The following is a 24,482-nucleotide window of genomic DNA, read 5'->3' on the forward strand; positions in this document are numbered from 1 at the left end:
TCTAAAATATCATTCTAATCTTCACTCCTCCGTTGATACCAGGGAGTGGACGGTTAAATTCCGACAAGGTCTTTTCGTTCGTTATATTACGCAATTTGCCCGATATAAAGAGTTTGTTATTCAAAAAGCTGTGTTCAAAGCCTATATCAATAGTGGTGCTTCGTGGGATGCGGCGTTTTTGTAATTGGGTCAATTCAAAATCATAGAAATATTCTTCTACAAAAGCCACATCGGCAAAAAGGCGTGTGTTCTGACCGCTACCTCCAAAGAGATTTTCGCGGTGAAATTCCATTCCGGCGTTTGCCATTAGGTAAGGGATGTTAGGCATACGCTTGTTTTTAGTGGGGTTGGGCACGGTACTGGCGGGCTCGTAGTCGCGGGTGTCGCGCAAGTCTTGGTAAGTAGTATTCACGTAGGCATAGAGCGAGGGGAGTACATCGGCTTTAGCTTCAAACTCTACCCCAAGGGTGCGCATCTCGCCAAAATTCTGATATTGAGCGCCTATAAGTCCGGCGGTGTAGCGTATCATATCCTGCAAATACATATAGAAGAAGTTCATTTCTATTTGTGCATTGCTAGGGTGTTTGCCCGTGAGGTCGAACAATAAACCGAGGTTTGCACTAGCATTGCGTTCGGGTAGGAGGTCGGCACTGGGCACTACACCGATACCGTCGCCCAAAAGCTCACTTTCTGAGGGGATACGCACTTCATAACCTGCTGAGAGTTTCCCCATTAGCGAAGGCAAAAAGCGGTAGCGCATAGCGTTGTTCACCCCCCAATTGTTCTTTTCTAAATCAACATCGTACTTACCAGGCACAAATAATGGTGCCATTTGAGTGTGCATAGTGTATTGGTAGTAGCGTACAGTAAGCGAGTTGAGAAATACATCGTTAAGTGACCGCAAGTCGTAAGTAAGTCCGCTCACCCAGCTGTGCATACGCGAATCGAAATTCACTTGCTTGCCTAAGCTGAGAGTTTTGAGTTCATCCTTTGGCGTTCCTTTGGCTATAGAAAATACACTGTTGAAGTTGAACGAATGACGCTCATTGATGATATACTCCAAGTTGGTTTTATTGATAAACGATAGTTTTTGGTCATCGGAATCTGAAGGGAAGTTATACCCCGCCTCACCACCGTAGCGCGAAGGGGTAGGGTAGGAGGTGCCGTCCCATTCATAGCGGCGGGTAGCTTTATCGATAAAGTTCATTTTGGTGAATACCAATCCGTTGAACATATCGAGGTTGAGTCCTTCGGTAAGGAAATTGTCTTTAGTGAATTTATTAGCCAACCCCGCCATAAGGCTCTCACTATATGCCTCGCGGATGTCGTACTCTATACCTTGTACTTCTTTGTAGGTCTTCACCACTACAGGTTCAAACTCCACCTCGTCAAACCACCATTTTTTAGCTTTAAAGCTCCCCCCAACGATGTATTTGCGGTATTTATCGTGGTTGCGGGTGATGCGCAAACCCTCGCGATAGGGCGAATCGAAAGTATAGTTATTATCGGAAGTGGTATAGCCCCCACCGATACCAAAAACAAGTCCGCGTGCTTTTAGGTTGCGTTTGAAGACCCCTTGCGCCTTGTGAGTATTGAAGCTCTCGTAACCATAGCTGAGGTCGGCATATTTATCGGGGTATTCGCGAATGACAATATTGATAGCCCCACCCAAAGACGACCCTCCAAAGCGGGCAGGAACAACGCCTTTGTAAATCTCGATGCGGTCTATCATATCAATAGGAATATCGTTGATATCTAAATAATCGGTTTGTTCGCTCATTGGCAATTCATCGATAAAAAAGCCAATGCGCTTGCCTTCCAAACCACGCACCGAAATGCGTGAACTGCTCCCCACACCTCCAGAGGTGCGCAAGGTTACCCCCACGGTTTTAGCGAGAATGTCCTGCACATTGCTCACTGTGCCCCGCATATTGCTCATATCAATCACCGTTACAGGCATACTCTCTTCTTTCTTTTGGTGAGCGATGCTCTTGCCCGAAACGGTTACCCCGCTTATTTCCTCGGCTTGCTCTTTAAGGCTGATATCCAAGCGCTCTTGCCCTTTTAGATAGATTTTCTTACTAAAAGTTTGATAGCCGAGATAGCTACCTATAATAGTGTAATTGCCTTCGGGGATACCCTTTAGATGATAGTTACCTTGTGCATCGGCATTAGTGCCTTTCTTCAATTCTTTGAGGTAGATATCGGCGCCTATGAGTGGTTTTTGGGTGGCTTTATCGGTAATTTTACCAGAAAGTTCAGCAGTATTTTGAGCCCATAAAGAAGAAGTAGTGAGCAGTAATAAAAGAAAAGTTTTGTATAACATAAATATTGGTTTTTATCCATTAAATCACTAACTATCAACTTCTAATCCTTATTTTTCTATCCCCTATCCCCTAAATCCTAACCCCTAAAATTTGGTAGTTTGCGATATATTATTTACTTTTGTTCTAAACAAATGAATTTCAGGAGGCAAAAGTACAGTAAAAAAGAAGTACAATTGTTTAATATCCTTAGCAAAGTTTTATATCTGAATAGCTATGATAAATGAAGTAATATTACCATTGGTAACTAATGAAGAAGAGGTACAAACGTACTACGAAGGGGTGAGTGAGCAAATAGCCGAATTCCAGTTAGAGCAACAGATCTTAGGCGATCACACCTATTACCGTTGGCAAGCACAAGTGAAAGAAGATGTAGCTTTTGAGGGGCGTATGGATATCCCCTCACTGCGCCTTTATTTTGTTACCCAAACCCATAAAGGTATACAAATAGAGATTGACAAGCGTATTGCTACCGCCAAAGCAGGAACGCATAATATCTTTTTCGGTCGCGAAGAGTGTTTAGGGAAAGACTTTTTGCACAGAGATGATACTATAGAGGTGATTACTGTAGCGATTAGTGCCGAAAATTTTGCGCAAATGGCTGTCCAATACCCCGAAATCTTTATGGCGTGGTACGAGCGTTATGAGCGTGGAGGTAATTTTATCCTATCCCCCGACCACTCCCTGCCTACCACCTTTGCGATACAAACAGCACTTTGTCAGTTGCAACACGCAACCCTCTTGGGCAAGGCTGCCGGCCCCTATACCGACCTGAAAGTGCAGGAACTTCTCCTTTTACAACTCCAACAATACGAGCAACAACAGTCGCAACCTCACCAATATTGTAAAACCCCAACCGATATACAGAAGATGTACGAAGTGCGCGATCTGCTTACGGCTCAGTTAAACACTACACCCACTATAACTGAGTTAGCGCGTGCTGTAGGTACTAATGAAAAGAAATTGTGTTACGGTTTTAAAGAAGTATTTGGCACTACTGTTTTCGGCTATTTATACGATTATAAAATGGAGTTAGCACAGCAACTACTTCTCCACAGTGATAAGAACATCAGTGAGATAGCATTTGCTTGTGGCTATGAGTATGTATCACATTTCTCTACTGCCTTTAAGAAGAAATTCGGTAGAAGCCCGAAGCAAAAATTGCGTGATTTATCATAAATCACGCAATTTTTACTATCTTTGCCCTCTAAACGCATAAAACCAATGATAGAAAGCCCTCCTCCTTTTGTCCCTCAATCGGCTCTTTTTTCCCTTATAAAACCTCTGTTAGAAGAGGGTATCTTGCAGAAAATACAAGATGAATATCTGTATTGGTCAGAACTTAAATACAAAAAAACTAAAAGTGCGACCCCTGAACAATTGTGGCAGGCTGTAAAACTTTACCGCTTGCTAAACCAGCGTACATTGCAATTTGGCAATTACCATTTTAGCTATGTACTCACCGATTATATCCAGCAAGCTCTCCATAACTTTGATATGCACATTGGGGGTACCCTCACCAGCAATATGGGGATTGCCGAGGTAGATACACATAAATTTATGGTGAGTTCTATTATGGAAGAGTCAATAGCCAGTAGCCAAATAGAGGGCGCTAATACCACGCGTAAAAAGGCTAAAGAGATGATTCAAAAAGGGATAAAGCCTAAAAGCAAATCGGAGCAGATGATTGTGAATAACTACCATACGATGCAGTACATTGTGCAACATAAGGACGAACCGTTTTCAGCTGAAAACTTGTTGCATATCCACCAACTCATCGCTCATAAGACCCTCGATTTACCTGAAGAAGAAGGCGCTTTTCGCACTCATAATAATATTTATGTAGTTGATTTTACTAATAGCGAAGTAGTGCACACCCCTCCTGATGCTCGTGAAATACCACAGCTTATCAAGGAACTTTGCTCTTTTTTCAATAATAATAGTGCTCCTTTTATTCACCCTCTGGTCAAAGCCTGCGTGCTGCACTTTATGATAGGTTTTATTCACCCTTTCACCGATGGCAATGGGCGTACTGCTCGCGCTGTATTTTATTGGTATATGCTCAAATCGGGCTATTGGCTTACTGAATATCTCTCCATCTCACGCATTATAAAAGAAACAAAAAAGCAATACGAAAAAGCCTACCTACATACTGAAGCTGATGACAACGACCTCAGCTATTTCATCACTTACCAATTGAGGGCTATGGAAAAAGCTTTTGAAGCCTTGAAAACTTATATTAATAGAAAGCAAAAAGAGATATTTCAAGCTTCACAATTTATGAAAATTCCTGGAGTAAACGATCGTATGGCGCAAATTATCAAAATCATTTACGATGATCCTGATCGTGTGCTTTCTATCAAAGAAATTGAAAATCGCTTTCTCATCTCGAACCACACAGCTCGCACTGATCTCAAACAATTGGTAGATATGGGATTTTTAGAAGTTATTCCCGTTAATAAGAAGAAACAGAGTTACATCAAATCACCTTTGTTTTTCAGTCTTTTAGAAACTAAAATTGCGTGATTTACGATAAATCACGCAATTTTAGCAATTCTTCTACGTATTCTCTACTGTTAGAAAGTCGGGGGACTTTGTTTTGCCCACCGAGTTTGTCTTTATGCTTGAGCCAATCGTGGAAAAGTCCTGCGCGTGCGCTGTGTACTTTGGGCTTGTTGAGGGTCATATTGTTGTAACGCTTGGCTTCGTAATCGGAGTTGAGTTTCTGGAGTTCGAGGTCTAATATCTCGGTGAATTGCTCTAAACTCTCTGGAGCCGACTCAAATTCTATCACCCACTCGTGTCCGCCTTTTAGCTTGTCCTGCATAAAGATAGGTGCTACAGTATAATCTATCAAATGACTATTTGTTTGTTCGCAGGCTTTTTCTAAAGCGCGTTCGGCATTCTCAACGATAAGTTCTTCGCCAAATACATTGATAAAGTGCTTGGTGCGCCCCGTAATCTTGATGCGATAAGGTGCTACTGAGGTAAATCGCACGGTATCACCTATAATATACCGCCACAAGCCTGCATTGGTGCTAATCACCATTGCGTAGTTCTTGCCTATCTCCACTTCACTCAGCGGAATGGCTTTTTGTTGGGCAGTGCCAAAGGTCTCCATCGGGATAAATTCATAGAAAATACCATAGTCCAGCATTAGCAGCATCTCGTCGGAATTGTTGCGGTCTTGAATAGCAAAAAAGCCTTCGGAAGCGTTGTATATTTCGTAATAGCGGAAAGTATCCGAGGGGATGATATTTTTATATTGTTCGCGATAAGGAATGAAACTCACTCCACCGTGGAAATACACTTCTAAGTTTTCCCACAATTCTAATAGGTGTTGTTTTTGGGTATCTTCTAAAATACGGTTCAGCAATACGAGCATCCACGAGGGGACACCTGCAATGCTGGTAACATTTTCGGTTTTTACTTCTTTTACAATTGCCTGTAGTTTGCTCTCCCATTCACTCATCAGTGATACTTTGTTGCTGGGAGTACAACTCCATTCTGCCCAAAAAGGCAAGTTTTCAATTAAAATTGCCGATAAATCGCCAAAATAGGTGCCGTTTTGTTCGTATAATTGCTTGCTACCCCCAAGTCGCAAACTCTTTCCTTTGAAAAGGTTCGAGTCCTCGTTGTTGTTCAGGTATAAGCAAAGCATATCTTTCCCTGATTTATAATGACACAATTGCAGAGCCTCCTCACTCACGGGTATAAATTTGCTTTTGGCATTGGTAGTCCCGCTGCTCTTAGCAAACCACTTGATGGGTGTATGCCAAAACACATTGTGTTCACCGCGCCGAGCTCTTTCAACATAAGGTTCAAAGTTCTCGTAGGTAGTGAGAGGCGTTTCACGCACAAATTGCTGGTAGTTTTTCACTTCGGCGAAGTTGTATTGCTTGCCGAGTTCAGTATCTTTGGCATTGCTGATTAGTTCTAAAAGCACGCGTTCTTGTACCCTATGAGGGTCGAGTACAAACTCTTGTATTTGGTCGATGCGGCGTTTTAAAAACCACGAAGTGATAGAATTAAATAAAGCTAAAGGCATTTTGTTTCAGGTTTCAGGGAATAGGTGTTAGGTTTCAGGGTAGGATTTTGATACCTGACCCCTGACCCCTAACACCTGATAACTTATAAAGAATTTTCTTTAGTGAATTTTACGATTTCGGAAATACGTCCGAAAGCAACGCCCACTACTGTATCGGCAGCACCGTAGTACACTGCTACTTTGTCTTCTTCGATAGAATGCAAGGCAGCACAAGGGAATACCACATTAGGCACATCGCCGGTAGTTTCGTAGAGAGTGGCAGGCGCCAAGAGGTAAGGCTGTGTACGAGCGATTACTTTGCTTGGATTGTTGAGGTCTAACAATGCAGCCCCCATAGAGTAGCGGAAACCGTTGCAAGTGTTGATCACCCCGTGATAGAACAATAACCAACCATCTTTAGTTTTGATAGGCACAGCTCCTGCTCCTATTTTGGTACATTGCCAAGCGCTATCTATAAAAGGTGTTACTTTCATCACGCAGCGGTGTTCACCCCAGTATTTCATATCGGGGCTATAGCTGATGAAAATATCACCGAAAGGGGTATGTCCGTTATCACTTGGGCGGCTAAGCATTGCGTATTTACCGTTGATTTTCTCAGGGAAGAGTACCCCGTTGCGGTTGAAAGGCAAAAAGGCATTCTCGCATTGGAAAAACTCTTTGAAATCAAAAGTATAAGCAATCCCGATGGTAGGGCCACAATAGCCATTACACCAAGTTACCCAATAGCGGTCTTCGATAAAAGTAACGCGAGGGTCGTACTTATACTCAGAATGAAGGAAATCAGTATTACCACCTTTCATCACGATAGGTTCGTGGTTGATTTCCCAGTGAATAGCATCTTTACTGAAGCCAGCAAAAATGTTCATTTGTACTGCTTTGTTGTCGCAGCGGAAAACCCCTGCATAGCCGTCGCCAAAAGGCACAACAGCCGAGTTAAAAATACTGTTAGAGGTAGGGATATCATACCTACCGATAATAGGGTTTTCAGAATAACGCCACATTACATCGGTACAACCCGCAGGGCGTTCTTGCCAAGGAATTTTTTGACTCATTATTTTTGTTTTAGTTATTAGTTATTCAGTTTATTAAATTATAGTTTTCACAACAAAGTTATCAGGAATTTCTTCTAAAAACATCGATTCGTTATTCTTTTCGGTTATTAGGTATAGTTGGTCTTTAGCTCTTGTAATAGCTACATAGAAAAGACGTCTTTCTTCTTCCATTAGCAAATCGTGTTGAGTGGGTTTTACAACTTGGAAAATTCTGTCCTCTAACCAAATATCAGGGAATCCTCCTTTACCCTGAGTGAGTCCTATGATAAAAACAGCTTTGGCTTCTAATCCTTTTGCTGAGTGCATCGTTTTAGCCTGTACAAAAACGCGTTGGGTTTTAAATCGGCTCAAGTAATTGCTAAACATTTTGCTACGCCTATATAGAAATAGTATATCTTCCTTTCTGTAACCCTTATTGAGAAGCTTTTTAACTTCACTCACTACAAAATCAATATTTTCATCTTCATTGCTACCTGCAAAAATATTTACTTTTGTTTCCGATTTTTTATTTGCAAAAATCTCTTTTTCTACTTTGAATTTATTGTGTTTTATCACTTCATTGCTGGCTCCAACAATATGTTCAGTGCTTCTGTAATTCTGATTGAGTTTAATCACTTCGGCATTAGGGAAATACTTTTCAAAGTTGATGATATAATCTACATTAGACCCTCTGAACGCATAGATACTTTGCCAATCATCACCTACGCAAAAAAGTTGATTATCGGTAGTTAAGAGTTTTTTCAGTAATTCTACTTGTAGGTTGTTTACATCTTGAAATTCATCTACCAAAATATATTTATACATCTGTTGATGTTGTTCAGCTATTTCGGGTCGGTGGTTGAACAAATCAATGGTTTTAATAATCATATCTTCAAAATCGAGGTATGATTTGTTCACACAATAAGCCTGATATTTTTCCATTAGCGGAATCACCAAATTATAAAAATCTCTGATACGCTGATGTGGGTCGGTGAGAGCTTTAACTAACACTTCTTCGGGTGATAGATTTTCAGCTTTAATCATCTTAATTACCCGTAAGGACTGAGTGATAAAATCGTTTAATTCTTTGTGATAAGCATTGAATTCCTCTTCAAAACTCAAAGCGACATCACTGTGATAATTGGCAGGTAATCTATTTTTAACAATCTTATCTAAAGCCGAATTGAATAGTGTAGTATCTTTAGCTTCAACCTCTTCGTATGTTTTAAAAAGAGTTTTGTTAGCCTTTTTGTACTGTTCATCTTTTTCTTTAACAGCAGCACTCATATTGCTGATGTGCTCTAAGTAAATATCGGCTTGCGGGATATAGAAATCAGGGTGAAAATAGAAATCTTTACAGTTGAGATACGGTTCGTATGCAAAATCTATATTGTGTCTATAGAGCCAATCGGCTATATAACGTTCAGATTTAGACCGCACTTTTGTTCCGTTGAGTGAAGTATAATACTTTTGTTCTTCGTGAAACCCCTCTTCTTTTTTATGGGAATGAAAATAGCCGTTATCTACAAAATAATCAAGGATATAGCGTTTTAAGTCTAATAAGTATTCTCTATTGTTAGAATTTTCTTTGAGAATTTTGCTTGCGATTTCAAAGTCGGTTTCAGGAGTATTTTCATAAACAAAATCATCTTCACCTTTACTTTTTTTACTATCGTTTAAAACTTTAAATTGGTTATCGAACTCACTTACACCATATTTGCGAAGTACCTTATAACAGAAACTGTGAAAAGTGCTTATAGAAAGGTTGGACAGTCTTTTATTTGCTTTCACAAAATTATCTCGATAGGTATTTTTTTCGGCATCACTAATCTTAGTATTATTCATAAAAGATTGATACAAGCCTCCTTCTTCACTTGAAAAAATGAGTCTGTCAATCATTTCATTAGTAGCATTTTTGGTAAAAGTAATCACTAAGATGTTAGCAGGTTTTACTCTTTTAATATTCATTAGATAGGATAATTTTTCTAAAAGAGTTTTGGTTTTTCCAGAGCCAGCTCCAGCGAGTACTAATAAGCGTTTACTTTCACTTACTACAGCTTCTAATTGTTTATCATTGAGTTGATTCAATTTTGCTTCCATAAAAATGTTCTTAGACTTTGCAAAACTTATTTATTTTCTATCACTTCATCAAAAATAGCACTATAAACAGCATCAATATCTGTAAGCAATCCCCATTCTAACCCCTTTTTAGCTGTGAGTAATTCATCATCGCTGAGTGTTCTGCCTAATCGCTCTAAAGCAACAGATTGTATATCTTCTACAGCAATCGTAAAAAGAGGTTTAGTCTTTTCTTCTATAACAGAACTCTCTACCTCAAACTTTTCAAAAAGAGATTCAAAAATAGGTAAGTCTTCCTCATCAATAGCTATTTGTAGTACCGTCTTTGTCATAAGGTTGTTGTTTAAAAAATATCGTTAGTATGTAGTTTAAGAGTAGGAAATTTCTCTGAAGGGATATAATCATCTACTACATTGATAGGATTTTGGTACTTATCACCTTTCAGTATATAAACCAAAATATTTTGGTGATCGGGGTCAATAATCCAATATTCAGGTACTTTAGCTTCCTCATAAAGGGCATATTTAAACTTCATTTCCTTTTTAGAGTTGCCAGGTGAAAGGATTTCAATCACCAAATCGGGAGCACCTTCACAACCGCGTTTGTCTATCTTTTCAGGGTCACATACTACACAAATATCGGGTTGCACAACCGTATAAATATCTTTATCTTCTTGTGCTTCTTTCAGCAAACGCACATCAAAAGGAGCGTGAAACACTTTGCAGTCTTTGCCTTTAAGAAACTGATAGAGCTCTCCCGCTAATTTCATTGATATTTCTTGATGTACTGCTGAAGGTGCAGACATTTTGAAGAGCTTTCCTTTAAAAAGTTCTACACGCTCTTTAAATTTCCACAATAGATAATCGGCATACGAGTACACTCCATATAGAGGGTCTAACTGGTTGATATTAGTGATTTCCATAAAAAGATTACTTTTCTGTTATATTCTTCAACTTTGCCAAAGACTGTAGCACGGGTAGGTGTTAAGAACTTTGGCAAAGTGTGTGACGCAAATAACTGCTTGTCGTACCACGACCTACAATTACACTGTTTTCTTTATCAATTCTGTGATAAATGCTATTTGCTCGTCGTCAAGCTCGGTGTGCATAGGCAGAGAGATGACTTCTTGTACTAATTTATTGGTAACGCCAAAATCAGCTTCGTTATAAGAGCTGCGAGTATAGGCTTTTTGGGCGTGCAATGGTATAGGGTAGTAAATACCAAAAGGCACTCCGTTCTCACCAAAAACCTTAGCGAGTTCATTGCGTTTGCCATTGGTAATGCGAAGGGTATATTGGTGGAATACGTGGTCGTTACCTTTGGCGATTACAGGAGTGATGATATGAGGATTGCCTTTCAGCGCTTCGGTATATTTGCGAGCTGCTTCACGGCGGCGAGCGTTATAATCGTTCAGGTGAGGGAGTTTAGCGCGCAATACAGCCGCTTGTAAAGAGTCGAGACGAGAGTTTACCCCTACTACATCGTGGTGATAACGCACGTACATACCGTGATTTACGATACCGCGAAGGGTGTAAGCAAGGTCGTCGTCGTTAGTGAAGATAGCCCCTCCATCGCCGTAGCAACCGAGGTTCTTAGAAGGGAAGAAAGATGTTGCCCCTACGTGACCGATAGTTCCTACTTTCTGTTTGTGTCCGTCGGCAAAAGTGTAATCAGCACCGATGGCTTGAGCATTGTCTTCAATCACGAAGAGGTTGTGTTTTTTAGCCAAAGCCATTACGGCTTCCATATTGGCTGGCTGACCGAACAAATGCACGGGTACAATCGCTTTCGTGCGGGGAGTAATCGCTTTTTCAATTGCCTCGATGTTGATGTCGAAAGTATCGTCGTACACGTCTACCAATACAGGGGTGAGTTTCAGCAAGGCAATCACTTCTACGGTTGCTGCGAAGGTAAAATCGGCAGTGATGACCTCATCGCCTTCTTTGAGACCGAGCCCCATCATTGCTATTTGGAGGGCATCAGTACCGTTGGCGCAAGGGATTACGTGTTTTACCCCCATATAGTTTTCCAATTCCTTTTGAAAGGCTTGTACTTGGGGACCGTTGATAAAAGCGGTGGTGTTGAGTACTTCTTCAAAAGAAGCTTGTACTTCATTTTTAATTCTTTCATACTGACCTTGAAGGTCAACCATTTGTATTTTTCTCATATATGTTGTATGTTAGATTTCTGATGTTAGAGGTGTTAAGTATTGCAAAGATAGGGTTTATTTTTAATAATCTTCGATGACTTTTTATTGTTCATTCTTTTAATATTATTTACTCTTCAAGGTCTGCTAAATCAAGAAACATCAATCGGGTACTGTCCTCTTTGTCATTATCTGATAGGAATTCAAAACTCATTCTTTGATAGAAAGGAATAGCTTGTTTGTAGGCATCAACAGTGATAAGCCTACAAGCTTGATTGTCATTCAACATAAGGCAATTACTTATAATAGTATGAATCATTATTTTTCCTAATCCTTTTCCTTTACAAGATTTATCAACAGCCAAGCGACCTATTTTTACAGAAGGAATATTTTTTAAGTGTCTTTTAGGATAAGGTATTAAATCTCTTAAAAACTTTTTTAACTGACTTTTTGAAGAAAACATTTCCTCTTTAAGTTGTAAGCTATCATTTAGTAAGCTATAATAATCTAAAGTTCGGGTGTCATCTTCAATCACAAAAGTGGTAGCGAGTAATTCTTTTCGATAAGGAATAGCTTCTTCAAAAAGAAACTCATTCAAATCATCATCTTCACAATTAAAGGGTTTAAACACAAATCCTTTAGTAACTCTTAAAAAAGATAAATTATCTAAATTCATTGTTCTATTTATTTTTCTTCTCTACTTTCCTTGAAAATAGCTCTTAATTTAGCAGCATCTTTCTCAATACTCTCACGTGTAATACCTAAACGTTTAAAATTCTCTTTAAACCCTGCTAATTTCTTGTAGAACTCTATTACATCTTGCCCCTCAAGTATGGGCGTTGCTTTGATTTCTCTTGCCATAGTACTTTAGATAGTAAGTGTTCAGACGGCAAAGATACAACGTAATTGCTAAATTAGCAAATTTTAGTTATTGATTGTTAGCCACTTCCAAATAGCCCGATATTCTTTAGTTTTCGTATAAAAAAAATAGAAACTTAAACCGTTAATAAACAACAATTTAAAAATTTTTTCTAAAAATAATCACTTAAAAAAATTGGGAAATTAAATAATTATTTCTACTTTTGTACTTTCAAACTGAAAAATTTTAGTTATATACCTTATTTAATATAATATAAATGAGAACAATACAATTTAGAGAAGCCGTTTGCGAAGCGATGAGCGAAGAAATGCGTCGCGACGAGTCTATTTATTTGATGGGTGAAGAGGTTGCCGAATACAACGGTGCTTACAAAGCCTCTAAAGGAATGCTCGATGAGTTTGGTCCTAAACGTATAATCGATACCCCTATCGCCGAAGGTGGTTTTGCAGGTATCTCAGTAGGGGCAGCTATGAATGGTAACCGCCCAATCGTTGAGTTTATGACCTTTAACTTTTCGTTGGTAGCAATTGACCAAATCATCAACAATGCCGCTAAAATGCGCCAAATGTCAGGTGGTCAATTTAATATTCCTATCGTATTCCGCGGTCCTACCGCTTCTGCTGGTCAGCTTGCTGCTACCCACTCTCAAGCTTTTGAGAATTGGTACGCTAACTGCCCTGGTTTGAAAGTAGTAGTTCCTTCAACTCCTTATGATGCTAAAGGATTGCTCAAATCGGCTATCCGCGATAACGACCCTGTAATCTTTATGGAGTCTGAGCAAATGTACGGTGATAAAGGTGAAGTACCTGAAGAAGAATACACTATTCCTCTTGGAGTTGCCGACATTAAACGCGCTGGTAGCGATGTAACTATTGTATCTTTCGGTAAAATCATCAAAGAAGCTCACAAAGCTGCCGATATTTTAGCCAAAGAAGGCATCGAATGTGAAATCATCGATTTGCGTACCGTGCGTCCACTCGATTTCGATACCATTTTTACATCAGTGAAAAAAACAAACCGCTTAGTAATTTTAGAAGAAGCTTGGCCTTTTAGCAGTGTCTCTTCCGAAATTACTTACCAAGTACAAGAACACATTTTCGATTACCTCGATGCTCCTGTACAACGTATTACTACCACCGATACTCCTGCGCCATTCTCTTCAGAATTGCTCAAAGAGTTCTTACCTAACGCCGAAGACGTAGTAAAAGCTGTAAAAAAAGTACTTTATAAATAAGAATTTGCTATCATTTTTATTTTTTAAAAGTTATATTTTATTTTTTAGTCTTCACGATTTTCTTTTTCGTGAATACTTTTTTTGCGCTCTACACCGTTAAACTTTTGTTAAACTCTCATTTTTACAATGTTAAACTTCTGATAACTTAAAATAAGAGTTTTTAACATATTCCCATAGCCAAAATACTAATAAACCATTAAAAATTAAGTCCAAAACTTTTTTCATTAACATATTTATTATGTTAAATTGCAAAACAGACATTTTGCTCTCTAAATAGAACTTGTCTATATTGAAGTTTTTTTTACTACCTTTGTATAAAATAGATGAGAGAAAACAAAAATGCCATTGATTAAAACATTTGATATTGATGTAAAGACCAAACTTTACTTATGGGATGTGGAGGAGAGGCTCACTGATTTGCAGCAAGCGGTCGTACTCACACCCCAACAACAAGAAAGTTTGAATGCCATTCACAATGAGAAAGGCAAAAAAAACTTCCTTGCTACACGCGTTTTGCTCAAAAATATTGGTTATACACCTACTGCTCTGTTCTACGATCCTAACGGAAAACCTTTCCTTAGCGATGGAAAACAAATTTCTATCAGTCATTCCTTTAATAAAGTAGCAGTGATTATCAGCGATAGAAAAGTAGGGGTAGATATAGAGAAAAAACGCCAAAAAATAGTAGCTATAGCACATAAGTTCACCCAATGGAACTTTAGAGCAGCCTCTTTCTCTTTAGAAAGTATCATACAAAAACTCACAATGACGTGGTGCGCTAAAGAAGTAGGCTTCAAAATTCACGGCAATCCTGAACTCACCCTCAACGATGTAAAAGTACGCGATTTCTTCCCTACCGATAGCTCTACCGAGATACTCGTAGGGCGTGGTAAATACGAAGTCCACTTCATTTTTATAGAGGATTATGTTTTAGGCTATTGCCATAGTATCAAGTAACAAATAATAGTTAACAAACAAAAAAAGCGACTCTTTTTGAGTCGCTTTTTTTGTTTGTACCTCTTCATTTCTACGACTTTTGAAAACCTTATAACTACGGCACTCTAATAAAACACTTTAAATAAAACTAAAAATATTTCTTTAAAAATTTTCACATTATCTAAAAATGAATTACCTTTGCGCCGAAATAATAAGTAGTTGTGCCTGCCTCAATAAGGTAATAAGAAAATTGCCCGTGTGGCTCGCACCAAATTTTCTAAACAAATTAATATTATATGAAAACTTTTTTATCAGCTATTGCTATAGCTTTCAGTACTTTATGTTTCTCCCAAAACGGAACTATCAAAGGTACTATCACAGTGGATAACGATCCTTTAGAAGCTGTAACTGTCCAACTCGAAAGTAAATCTTTAAAAAAATGGACAACCACCGACCGCAACGGTCATTATTCTATTTCCTTACCAGCCGGTGAATACCGATTAAAAATTCGCTCCTTAGGCTACATTCCTTACAACGATAAAGTGGTCATTACTCAGGAAGAAACCCTTACTCAAGATGTCGCTCTTAAAGAAGATGTACTCGGTATAGACGAAGTAGTCGTAACAGCTACCAAAACCAAAGAAAACCGTAAGGACGCACCTGTACTGGTGAGTGTTACTACCAATCGCGAACTGGCAAACGTTAAAGCCCATACCTTGATGGAAGGTCTGGTATTCCAACCGGGTTTGCGCACCGAAGTAAACTGCCAGAACTGTGGTACTTCCCAAGTGCGAATCAACGGGTTAGAGGGTGCTTATTCCCAAATCCTTATCGATAGCCGTCCTATTTTTGGTTCGCTCAATGGTGTGTATGGCTTAGACCAAATCCCTGCCAATATGATTGAGCGCATAGAGGTGATTCGTGGAGGTGGTTCTGCCCTTTTCGGCTCTAATGCCATTGCAGGAACTATCAACGTGATTACTAAAAACCCTACCAAAAACGAGGCGCAAGCAGGTATTGTGGGCAACCTCATAGGCGGTAAATCAGCCGATGTGGTAAGCTCCTTCAATGGCTCTCTCGTGAGTGAAAATTATATGCGCGGTATCTCTTTCCACGCTATGCAACGCACGCGTCAGTCTTACGACGATAATGGCGATGACTTTACCGAAATCACACGTTTGCGCAACCTCAATGCGGGTGCAAAACTCTTCAACGATTTCACCGACCGCCATAAACTCACCGCCGAACTGAACGTGAGCAACGAAAATCGTCGTGGAGGTAATAAACTCGACGAACCTGAACACCTTGCCGACCTTGCCGAGAGCATCCGTACGCAAATGCTTGGAGGGAATGCAAGTTTCGACTACTTTTCGCCTGCTTATAACCATAAGTTTACTGCCTATACCAGTGCCGAATGTACTCGCGCTGATAACTATTACGGCAGTTTCGACGGTACTGATATAGTAGCCTCTTCTGGTAACTATGGGGTTACCAAAGAGAATATATGGTTACTTGGCGGACAGCATACGGCTTATGTGCCTACGGGCAACGGCAATTTGCAATGGACGTCAGGCGCCGAATATCAATACGACAAGATAGCCGAAAAGCGTCAGAATCCTAATGTGCTTGCCGTAAACCAAAAAGCGAATACATTTGGTCTCTTCACTCAAGCCGATTGGCGTATCTCTCCCAAAATCAAAGTGCTCGGGGGTATCCGATTCGACAATGTCAATTCCGATATAATGAAGAAAAGTGTTACAGCACTCAACCCTCGTGCGAGTGTGCTTTATAATATCGATGAGAATTTCATTGCTCGGGGTTCGTATTCAAGAGGATTTAGAGCGCCTTTCTTCTATTCAGAAGATGTACACAGCGAATTACAAGGGGGTGAAGCACGACGTGTAAAACTCGCCGATGATCTTAAAAAAGAGACCTCCGATAGCTTTACCGCTTCTTTTGAGTATAACCACGCTCACGATAACCACCAATTTGTAGCGATGATAGAAGGATTTTATACAGCTTTGCACGACCGCTTTACTTACGAAGATGCAGGTTTAGAAAATGGATTGCCTATTCGCGAGAAACGCAATTCCGATGGCGCCGTAGTAAAAGGGGTAAATATAGAAGTAAAATATAGCCCCAATCCCAAATTTATGGTACAACTTGCCACCACTATCCAAAGTTCTAAATACAACAGTGTGCAAAACCCCGAAGAAAACGTCTATACCGATGAAATTCTCCGCACGCCAAGTGTGTATGGCAACCTGATGGCAACCTATAAACCACGCCCTAATTGGGATATCAACTTTGTAACCGTATATACAGGTAGTATGAAAACCACTCACTTAAAAGGTTATATAGCCGATACACGTTTGGAGACCACTCCTGCAATGTGGGACGTAGGCGTGAACACCGCTTATGAGTTTAAATTCCAAACTTTCTTCCCCTTAGAAGTAAGTTGTGGTATCAAAAACCTTTTCAACCAATATCAAAAAGACTTCGACAAAGGTGCTGAACGCGACGCCGATTACATTTATGGTCCTTCGCTACCTCGCACTATGTTTGTAGGTTTAAAAGTGAAGATTTAATATTCATATTAACTTTGCAAAGTTTGCCCCAAAATTGAAACTACTTTTATAATCTATTTTAAATAAAGAAGATACAGGAATTACAAGAAGATTAGGTAATGATTTAGTAATAGCTCTTATTTCATTTGATTATACCTATTTTCTCAGTAACTTCTAGGTGCAAAGGTACAACATCTTGACAATATAACCAAAAAAATTTACCTTTGCACCCGCAGACGTGCGTTGCTGCACGTCTGCGTGGAGCTGGTAATGTGTCAGATGTGTTATTTTAATTATGTAGTAGAATGCGACAAAATCAAAAAATTTTGTCAGATTGAAAAAAAATGTATCTTTGCTCCCAATATGAGATTTTTCACCTTCATACTTAGCTTATATCTGTTGGCACTCACTGGGCTGCCTTGTACGGATATGCTTGAAGGTGAGGAGTCTTCAGCTTCTTATGAATTTGTAACAGCCCCAACTGGGGAACTCTCTCATTTTCATTTGGATAGCTGTTCACCTTTCTGCATTTGCACTTGCTGCCAAATGGTAATCAGCACGCCCACTACTTATGAGGCCTTAACCATTGCTCAAGCCACCGCAACCATTCCCTCCTATAGCTATCCCCTGACCGTATGGTCTTCGAACTACTATGGGAATATCTGGACTCCTCCCAAGATATAGTCTTTTCTTTCTTCATCTCAAGTGATTGTTCATTAGTCATCTCACCCATCATTAGTCATTAACTAATCATTAATTCTTATTAGAAATGTTAGACAAAATCATACTATTTAGCATCAAAAATAAGCTATTTGTAGGATTCATGACCCTTATGCTTATTTTTTGGGGCGTATGGAGTGCTACAAGGCTCCCCATTGATGCCGTTCCAGATATTACTAACAACCAAGTACAAATCATCACCTCTACCCCTACTTTGGCCTCACAAGAGGTAGAGCAACTGGTTACTTTTCCTATTGAGCAAGCCATCGCCAATATTCCTGGGCTGGAGGAAACACGCAGTATTTCCCGCTTTGGCCTCTCGGTCATCACAGCCGTCTTTAGCGAGGATATGGACATCTACTTTGCCCGCCAGCTAGTCAATGAAAAGCTCAAGGAGGCACAGGAGCAAATCCCTCAAGGCATAGGCTCGCCCGAACTCTCACCCGTGAGTACCGGACTGGGGGAGGTATATCAGTATATCATTCGCCCTACGGAACAGAGCAAAAACAAATATTCCGCCAAAGACCTCCGCACCATGCAGGACTGGATCGTGGCTCGCCAACTCTATGGTACCAAAGGAATAGCCGAAATCAACAGCTTTGGAGGCGAACTCAAGCAGTATGAGGTGGTTATAGACCCCGATCGCCTCCGTGCCATGGGGGTGAGTGTCAGTGATATTTTCACTGCTTTGGAGCAGAACAACCAAAATACAGGAGGTGCCTATATCGACAAGCGCCCCAATGCCTACTTTATCCGAGGAATAGGCATGGCTCGCTCCCTTGAAGACATAGGCAATATAGCCGTAGGCAAGCACACCCCTCCCCTCTTTATCAAGCATGTAGCCGAGGTACGCTTGGGCAGTGCCATCCGCTATGGTGCCCTTAGCTATAATGGCGAGGTGGATGCCGTAGGTGGGGTAGTGATGATGCTCAAGGGCGAAAACAGCCACGAGGTAGTCAGTCGTATCAAAGAAAAACTGCCCACCATACAGCAATCCCTACCTGAAGATGTAGTGATAGAGCCATTCTTAGACCGCACGGACTTGGTACAACGCGCCATCCATACAGTAGAGAAAAACCTCTTAGAGGGGGCGCTGATTGTCATCTTCATCTTAGTACTTTTCTTAGGGAACCTGCGTGCCGGACTGATTGTTGCCACGGCCATTCCGCTCTCCTTGCTCTTTGCCTTAGGAATGATGAACCTCTTTGGAGTAAGTGCCAACCTGATGAGCTTGGGAGCGATAGATTTCGGAATTATCGTAGATGGATCGGTTATCGTGGTAGAAGCAGTGATGCACCACTTGGCGATCCGAAAGAACCACCAACGACTTACCCAAGCACAAATGGATGAGGAGGTATTCCATTCCGCTTCCAAAATACGCAGTAGTGCCGCCTTCGGAGAGATTATCATCCTGATGGTGTATATTCCCATTCTTACCTTGGTAGGAGTAGAGGGCAAGATGTTCCGCCCTATGGCACAAACCGTCGTCTTTGCTATTTTGGGTGCCCTGATCCTTTCCCTGACTTATATCCCTGCCATGAGCGCTTTGCTCCTACCTAAAACAGTAAGTGACAAGCGCAGTTTTGCCGAGCGAATGATAAGCTGGCTCTACCGTCACTACCAACCGCTCTTTGTCCGTTCTATCCGCCTTAGGGGATGGATAATAGGCAGTACCGTGGTACTGTTCGTTCTTGCGGTAGGCATTTTCAGCCGTATGGGAGGTGAGTTTATTCCACAACTACAAGAAGGCGATTTTGTTTTTGAATGTATTCTGCCACCGGGCACTTCCCTGAAGCAGAGCTTGGAGACTTCCATGCAGGCCTCTCGCCTGATTCGTGAGTTCGACGAGGTGAAAATGGTGATAGGCAAAACAGGTTCTGCCGAAATACCTACCGACCCTATGCCGCTGGAAGCCTCCGATATTGTGATCGTACTCAAGAGCCAAGACCAATGGAAAAGTGGTCGCTCCTATGAGGAATTAGGAGATGCTATCATTGAGCGGCTCAAGGATATTCCTGGGGTCTTCTTTGAGAAAAGCCAGCCTATACAAATGCATTTCAACGAATTGATGACAGGTGTCAGACAGGATGTAACGATAAAAATCTTTGGAGAAAACATGGATACCCTCGCCCACTACGCCCAAAGAGTAAGCCAACTTATCCAGAAAACAGAAGGTGCTACCGCCCCACAGGTCGAAAAAGTAAGCGGACTTCCGCAAATCAATGTTACTTACGATCGGGTACGCTTGGCCAACTACGGACTTTCGGTGCAAGAGGTCAATGAGGTACTCAGTACCGCCTTTGCTGGTAAGAAGGCTGGGGTTGTCTTCGAGAACGAACGAAGGTTCGACCTTGTGGTACGCCTCGATAGCCTCCATCGTACCGGAATTGACGATGTACAGCATATGATGGTAGCTACCGAAAATGGGCAGGTGCCGATGAGCCAATTGGCCACTATCAAATATGAATTAGGCCCCGCACAAGTAAGCCGTGAAGCAGGCAAGCGCCGTATCGTCATTGGCTTCAACGTGCAAGGGCGCGATGTGCAGAGTGTGGTGAGTGATATAGAACAAAAATTAAAGGGCGTAAAGCTCCCTACGGGCTATTACTTTACCTATGGCGGTCAGTTTGAGAACCTACAACAAGCCACCGACCGACTGCTCATAGCCGTGCCTGTAGCCCTACTTTTAATATTTTTCTTGTTATACCTTGCTTTCCACTCTATAAAACAATCATTGCTCATCTTTAGCGCTATCCCGATGAGTGCCATTGGGGGCGTATTTGCCTTGCTTCTTCGGGGAATGCCTTTTAGTATTAGTGCGGGTATTGGTTTTATCGCGCTCTTTGGGGTAGCAGTGCTCAACGGTATAGTGCTTATTGGCACTTTCAACCAGCTGAAAAAAGAAGGAATGACCAACCTTTTGCATCGCGTGATTACGGGTACCGAAATGCGTTTACGCCCTGTGCTAATGACGGCTATGGTGGCGAGCTTAGGTTTCCTACCTATGGCACTCAGTCAAGGAGCAGGAGCAGAAGTACAACGCCCCTTAGCTACAGTGGTTATTGGGGGGTTAGTATCGGCTACCTTCCTCACCCTCTTCGTGCTTCCGTTGCTTTACATCGCTTTCAATAGTACCTTTTCTTGGCGCCGTCCTTCAGCTAAAGTACTCACGATAGCCCTATTGCTTATCAGTCCTATAGCGCTACACGCTCAGCAGTCTTACTCGCTACAAGAAATAGAGCAAATAGCCCTTAAGAACAATGGAGTGATTAAGGCAGCACAACTCAAGCTACAAGGAGCAAGTGCTAAAGAGCGAACCTCTTTTGAATTGGCTAAAACAGACTTTACAGGGCAATACGGGCAGTACAGCAGTGCTGAAAAAGACCTTTCAGTAGGTGTATCACAATCTATTCCTTTGCCTACAGTATTTGCTGCTCGCAAAAAGCTCTATCAAGCAGAGACACAATTACAACAAGGGCAATTAGCCCTTCAGCAGAATGAACTGAAGCGGCAAGTGCGCAACGCATATCAGCAATTGCAATATTTGACTTTTAAAGAGGAACAGCTCTTGCAGCTTGATAGTCTCTACAATAATTTTATTCGCATTGCTGAAGTACGCTATAAAGCAGGGGATACCAAGAAGATAGATATTAACACTGCCCAAGTGAAGAAAGGAGAAATAAGTTTGTTACTTCAACAGAACAAAACTATACAACAAGCTACCTATCGCAACTTGCGTACATTAATGCAAACAGAAGAAGCATTTACCATTACCAAGTCGCCCGTGTATGAGCCTTTGTTACTCAGTGAGCCTTCGGATGTACAACTCTCTCAGCACCCTTTGGTACAACTCAGCTATCAAGAAGCAAACATAGCTGAGCACAACAAACGTCTAGAGCGTGCCCAAGCCCTGCCCGACCTTACATTGGGCTATACCAATCAGTCTCTTATAGGAATGCAAACCATTGGAGGGGTAGAGACCTATACTGATAGAAGTAAACGTTTTCACTTTGCCACCATAGGGCTTTCAGTTCCTATTTTTACCGCTACCCGTGCCAAGGTGAAAGCTTATAAATATCAGAAAGAAGCAGCTATAGAAGCAGCTCAACAAACAGAAAAACAGCTTAAAACTCAATGGATAAATCTGCAAGAGGAATACCAACTGAATTTGCAAAAATATCAGTTTTACAAACAAGAAGCGCTACCTGAAGCCGAGCGCATTATCCGAGCCAATCAGTTAGGGTATAGCGCAGGTGAAATAAGCTATGTGGAGTACCTTTACACCCTACAGACAGCCGTAGATACCCGCTTGGCATACCTTGAGAGTATCGAGGCGCTTAATCAAAAAGTAATAGAAATACAATCCCTTTTAAACCAGTAAAACAAATGAAAAAATATGGTATAAAAATCGCTTTTATCCTTATAGGAATTAGTCTATCAGCCTGCAATGGCACTCCTACAACTACCAATAATCAAAAGCTCGAAGAGCGCGAAGAACACCACGAAGAAGGAGGCAACCTCACCACCCTTACCCAAGCTCAAATCCAAACTGTAGATATTCGTTTGGGACATATAGAAGAAAAAGCTCTTGCCGCTACCCTCAAAGCCAATGGAATACTGAGCGTGCCTGCCGACCATCAGGCGAAGGTATCGACTGTATATGCGGGGATTATCAAGAGCGTAAAGGTAGAGATAGGCAGTTATGTGCAAAAAGGGCAAGTAATCGCTACTGTTTCTAACCCAGAATTCTTGCAACAACAACAGCGCTTGCTCACCGTTAATGGTCAGATAGAACTTGCTAAACAAGAACTTGACCGTCAGCAAACCCTCTATGAAGGGAATGCTGGTACTGGTAAGAACCTACAAGCCGCTACTACTCAGCTACGCACTCTCCGTACCGAAAAAGCTTCGCTTGAAGAACAAATACGCCTAATGGGCTTAAACCCTCAAACACTCACCGATAAGGGAATGCAATCTACTTTGGCGATAGTGGCTCCTATTAGTGGGAATATCAGTGCGGTATATACTAACAAAGGGGCTTATATAGATGCCTCCACCCCTATTGTGGAAATCATCGACAACAGTTCGCTACACCTGCACTTGCAAGTGTATGAGCGTGACTTGCCTTACATTAAGGTAGGACAACAAGTGCACTTCAACCCTACCAATAACACCTCTCGCGAATATGATGCCCAAGTGTATAACATTGCGGCTTCGTTTGAAAACGAAAGCAAAAGCATCATTGTACATTGCCACGTAGAGGGTGACAAACAAGGGCTCATCAATGGAATGAATGTAACAGGGGTTATCAGTCTTGACAAACAAACGACCCCTGCTGTACCTAACGAGGCTATCGTAGAGGATGCTGGTAAATCCTACATTTTTCTGGTAACCCAAACTTCGGATAAAGAAACCTCTTTTGAGAAAGTGGAGGTAGTAAAAGGAGCTTCCGAAAGTGGGTATACTGCCATTGCCCCTGTAAAACCTATAGCCCCCGAACAGACTATTGCCACCAAAGGAGCATTCTTTATCAACGCAACCTTAGTAAATGCTGAAAAAGATAGTGATTAGAATTGGTAATGTATCGGATATATTATTAAAATTTTATTACATTAGAAATACAATAAAAATATAAAAGTAAAAAACCACGACTTCGGAGTGTGTTTTAAGCTCCCTGCAAGGGCAAGTGGTTTTGAGGTGCCTACACGCCTAATGCGTGCCTCAAAACACAACTTGCTCTGTTCCGGTGAACAGAAAATTCTCCCTAAAGGTCAAATTTTAATTAACCATAAGAAAAGAAGATAAATACTACAAGCTCATAAAGTGATTTAGGGCATATTAGCAATATATTTAATCACTTACTTACAGAGTTATTTACAATTCTATGTAAAGCTATATGTATATTTGTACATTACTTTGCATTCACGCATCAAAGCAAGCAAGTATGTACGAAGGTAAAAACGTAATTAGGTAGCTACATAGTTTGAAATTTTTATTCGACAATGGGAGGAAAAGCGGTATTCGTTTCAAAAAACAATCTGTAAGAAGCGGCATTTTTCTCATATTTGACATTTTTTTATTCGCTTAAAGGTCGGAATGAGCTGGTTTCGTTTCGAGTGCCATAAAAGGTCTGTGTTTAGCTTCTGCAAGGTTTTTCAAAAAAATACTACCCTCAGGACAACGGACAAGGGCTGGAGATTTTTTTGAAAACCCATCGGGCTTGACCTTGCAAGAAGCGTTAAGAACACAGAAATACCTTTGCACTCGAACAACGAACCGCCATTATGTGCCTTAAGTGTTTAAAACAGGGAAAATAGGTAAGTCTTAATAACACTCTTATCTTTGTGAGATAGCTTTCTGTAAGGCAACAAAAAAAATCCATTGACACATCTCTTTTTGAAATGTTATCAATGGATTTTAATTCTAAGAAGGAATTTGTTAGTTATCCTATCTTTAAGTTTTTTAATCGTTCGGCAGCAATTTCCATATCCTTGCTAATTTTCTCATTGGTGATTTT

General features: G+C 40.9%; 17 protein-coding genes. 8 read left to right on the forward strand and 9 right to left on the reverse strand.

Annotated features, from left to right (window positions below):
- Nucleotide 1: 1 nt before the first annotated feature.
- A complete protein-coding gene (locus tag JMN12_RS14395; RefSeq protein ID WP_203139953.1) occupies nt 2-2,326 on the reverse strand; it encodes a TonB-dependent receptor in 2,325 nt (774 codons plus the stop codon).
- A gap of 214 nt (nt 2,327-2,540) precedes the next feature.
- Between JMN12_RS14395 and JMN12_RS14400 the strand changes: the two genes are divergently transcribed.
- Both JMN12_RS14400 and JMN12_RS14405 read left to right on the forward strand, forming a co-directional pair.
- Nucleotides 2,541-3,503: a helix-turn-helix domain-containing protein gene (locus tag JMN12_RS14400; RefSeq protein WP_238423939.1), complete on the forward strand. Its 963-nt coding sequence runs from the start codon at nt 2,541-2,543 to the stop codon at nt 3,501-3,503.
- 45 nt (nt 3,504-3,548) lie between these two features.
- Nucleotides 3,549-4,850 (forward strand): Fic family protein, encoded by a 1,302-nt coding sequence (locus JMN12_RS14405; RefSeq protein WP_203139955.1) that lies wholly within the window; start codon nt 3,549-3,551, stop codon nt 4,848-4,850.
- 1 nt (nt 4,851) lies between these two features.
- Here the strand turns inward: JMN12_RS14405 and JMN12_RS14410 are convergent, their stop codons facing one another.
- The 8 genes from JMN12_RS14410 to JMN12_RS14445 all read right to left on the reverse strand — a co-directional run bounded on the left by JMN12_RS14410 (nt 4,852) and on the right by JMN12_RS14445 (nt 12,489).
- Nucleotides 4,852-6,372, reverse strand: coding sequence for a GH3 auxin-responsive promoter family protein (locus tag JMN12_RS14410; RefSeq protein WP_203080953.1), 1,521 nt, complete (start codon nt 6,370-6,372; stop codon nt 4,852-4,854).
- A gap of 83 nt (nt 6,373-6,455) precedes the next feature.
- Entirely contained in the window at nt 6,456-7,424 is a 969-nt protein-coding gene (locus JMN12_RS14415) for a glycoside hydrolase family 130 protein (RefSeq protein WP_009417204.1), read from the reverse strand.
- A 33-nt stretch (nt 7,425-7,457) separates the two neighbouring features.
- A complete protein-coding gene (locus JMN12_RS14420; protein WP_203093642.1) occupies nt 7,458-9,503 on the reverse strand; it encodes a UvrD-helicase domain-containing protein in 2,046 nt (681 codons plus the stop codon).
- A 26-nt stretch (nt 9,504-9,529) separates the two neighbouring features.
- Complete coding sequence (locus JMN12_RS14425; protein ID WP_203139957.1) at nt 9,530-9,814, reverse strand: hypothetical protein; 285 nt, start codon at nt 9,812-9,814, stop codon at nt 9,530-9,532.
- An 11-nt stretch (nt 9,815-9,825) separates the two neighbouring features.
- Nucleotides 9,826-10,404 carry a Uma2 family endonuclease gene (locus JMN12_RS14430; RefSeq protein WP_009750730.1) on the reverse strand — a complete coding sequence of 193 codons (579 nt, stop codon included), beginning with the start codon at nt 10,402-10,404 and terminating at the stop codon, nt 9,826-9,828.
- A 120-nt stretch (nt 10,405-10,524) separates the two neighbouring features.
- Complete coding sequence (locus JMN12_RS14435; protein WP_203080947.1) at nt 10,525-11,649, reverse strand: DegT/DnrJ/EryC1/StrS family aminotransferase; 1,125 nt, start codon at nt 11,647-11,649, stop codon at nt 10,525-10,527.
- A gap of 109 nt (nt 11,650-11,758) precedes the next feature.
- The gene (locus JMN12_RS14440) at nt 11,759-12,304 is read right to left on the reverse strand and encodes a GNAT family N-acetyltransferase (protein WP_203139959.1); all 546 of its coding nucleotides are present in this window, start codon (nt 12,302-12,304) and stop codon (nt 11,759-11,761) included.
- Nucleotides 12,305-12,312: 8 nt separating this feature from the next.
- Nucleotides 12,313-12,489: a hypothetical protein gene (locus JMN12_RS14445; protein WP_009750733.1), complete on the reverse strand. Its 177-nt coding sequence runs from the start codon at nt 12,487-12,489 to the stop codon at nt 12,313-12,315.
- A 275-nt stretch (nt 12,490-12,764) separates the two neighbouring features.
- On the opposite strand from JMN12_RS14445, the gene JMN12_RS14450 reads away from it, so the two are divergent.
- The 6 genes from JMN12_RS14450 (at nt 12,765) to JMN12_RS14470 (ending at nt 23,536) form a co-directional block, all read left to right on the forward strand.
- Entirely contained in the window at nt 12,765-13,742 is a 978-nt protein-coding gene (locus JMN12_RS14450; RefSeq protein WP_009750734.1) for a pyruvate dehydrogenase complex E1 component subunit beta, read from the forward strand.
- Nucleotides 13,743-14,081: 339 nt separating this feature from the next.
- Entirely contained in the window at nt 14,082-14,699 is a 618-nt protein-coding gene (locus JMN12_RS14455) for a 4'-phosphopantetheinyl transferase family protein (protein ID WP_009750735.1), read from the forward strand.
- Nucleotides 14,700-14,974: 275 nt separating this feature from the next.
- Nucleotides 14,975-17,266, forward strand: coding sequence for a TonB-dependent receptor (locus JMN12_RS14460; protein ID WP_203139961.1), 2,292 nt, complete (start codon nt 14,975-14,977; stop codon nt 17,264-17,266).
- Between the two features lie 342 nt (nt 17,267-17,608).
- Nucleotides 17,609-17,929, forward strand: coding sequence for a DUF6660 family protein (locus JMN12_RS15545; protein ID WP_317193635.1), 321 nt, complete (start codon nt 17,609-17,611; stop codon nt 17,927-17,929).
- A gap of 85 nt (nt 17,930-18,014) precedes the next feature.
- Nucleotides 18,015-22,346, forward strand: a complete 4,332-nt coding sequence (locus tag JMN12_RS14465) for a CusA/CzcA family heavy metal efflux RND transporter (protein WP_203139963.1) — start codon at nt 18,015-18,017, stop codon at nt 22,344-22,346.
- A gap of 5 nt (nt 22,347-22,351) precedes the next feature.
- The gene (locus JMN12_RS14470) at nt 22,352-23,536 is read left to right on the forward strand and encodes an efflux RND transporter periplasmic adaptor subunit (RefSeq protein ID WP_096088461.1); all 1,185 of its coding nucleotides are present in this window, start codon (nt 22,352-22,354) and stop codon (nt 23,534-23,536) included.
- The last annotated feature ends 946 nt before the right edge of the window (nt 23,537-24,482 follow it).

It is taken from the genome of Capnocytophaga genosp. AHN8471, from assembly GCF_016806945.1.
Classification (GTDB): Bacteria; Bacteroidota; Bacteroidia; order Flavobacteriales; family Flavobacteriaceae; genus Capnocytophaga; species Capnocytophaga periodontitidis.

What these genes read in the sequence shown, in the direction of transcription:
- JMN12_RS14395 (WP_203139953.1), bottom strand. Translation starts at nt 2,326, where the DNA reads ATGTTATACAAAACTTTTCTTTTATTACTGCTCACTACTTCTTCTTTA.
- JMN12_RS14400 (WP_238423939.1), top strand. Translation starts at nt 2,541, where the DNA reads ATGATAAATGAAGTAATATTACCATTGGTAACTAATGAAGAAGAGGTA.
- JMN12_RS14405 (WP_203139955.1), top strand. Translation starts at nt 3,549, where the DNA reads ATGATAGAAAGCCCTCCTCCTTTTGTCCCTCAATCGGCTCTTTTTTCC.
- JMN12_RS14410 (WP_203080953.1), bottom strand. Translation starts at nt 6,372, where the DNA reads ATGCCTTTAGCTTTATTTAATTCTATCACTTCGTGGTTTTTAAAACGC.
- JMN12_RS14415 (WP_009417204.1), bottom strand. Translation starts at nt 7,424, where the DNA reads ATGAGTCAAAAAATTCCTTGGCAAGAACGCCCTGCGGGTTGTACCGAT.
- JMN12_RS14420 (WP_203093642.1), bottom strand. Translation starts at nt 9,503, where the DNA reads ATGGAAGCAAAATTGAATCAACTCAATGATAAACAATTAGAAGCTGTA.
- JMN12_RS14425 (WP_203139957.1), bottom strand. Translation starts at nt 9,814, where the DNA reads ATGACAAAGACGGTACTACAAATAGCTATTGATGAGGAAGACTTACCT.
- JMN12_RS14430 (WP_009750730.1), bottom strand. Translation starts at nt 10,404, where the DNA reads ATGGAAATCACTAATATCAACCAGTTAGACCCTCTATATGGAGTGTAC.
- JMN12_RS14435 (WP_203080947.1), bottom strand. Translation starts at nt 11,649, where the DNA reads ATGAGAAAAATACAAATGGTTGACCTTCAAGGTCAGTATGAAAGAATT.
- JMN12_RS14440 (WP_203139959.1), bottom strand. Translation starts at nt 12,304, where the DNA reads ATGAATTTAGATAATTTATCTTTTTTAAGAGTTACTAAAGGATTTGTG.
- JMN12_RS14445 (WP_009750733.1), bottom strand. Translation starts at nt 12,489, where the DNA reads ATGGCAAGAGAAATCAAAGCAACGCCCATACTTGAGGGGCAAGATGTA.
- JMN12_RS14450 (WP_009750734.1), top strand. Translation starts at nt 12,765, where the DNA reads ATGAGAACAATACAATTTAGAGAAGCCGTTTGCGAAGCGATGAGCGAA.
- JMN12_RS14455 (WP_009750735.1), top strand. Translation starts at nt 14,082, where the DNA reads ATGCCATTGATTAAAACATTTGATATTGATGTAAAGACCAAACTTTAC.
- JMN12_RS14460 (WP_203139961.1), top strand. Translation starts at nt 14,975, where the DNA reads ATGAAAACTTTTTTATCAGCTATTGCTATAGCTTTCAGTACTTTATGT.
- JMN12_RS15545 (WP_317193635.1), top strand. Translation starts at nt 17,609, where the DNA reads ATGAGATTTTTCACCTTCATACTTAGCTTATATCTGTTGGCACTCACT.
- JMN12_RS14465 (WP_203139963.1), top strand. Translation starts at nt 18,015, where the DNA reads ATGTTAGACAAAATCATACTATTTAGCATCAAAAATAAGCTATTTGTA.
- JMN12_RS14470 (WP_096088461.1), top strand. Translation starts at nt 22,352, where the DNA reads ATGAAAAAATATGGTATAAAAATCGCTTTTATCCTTATAGGAATTAGT.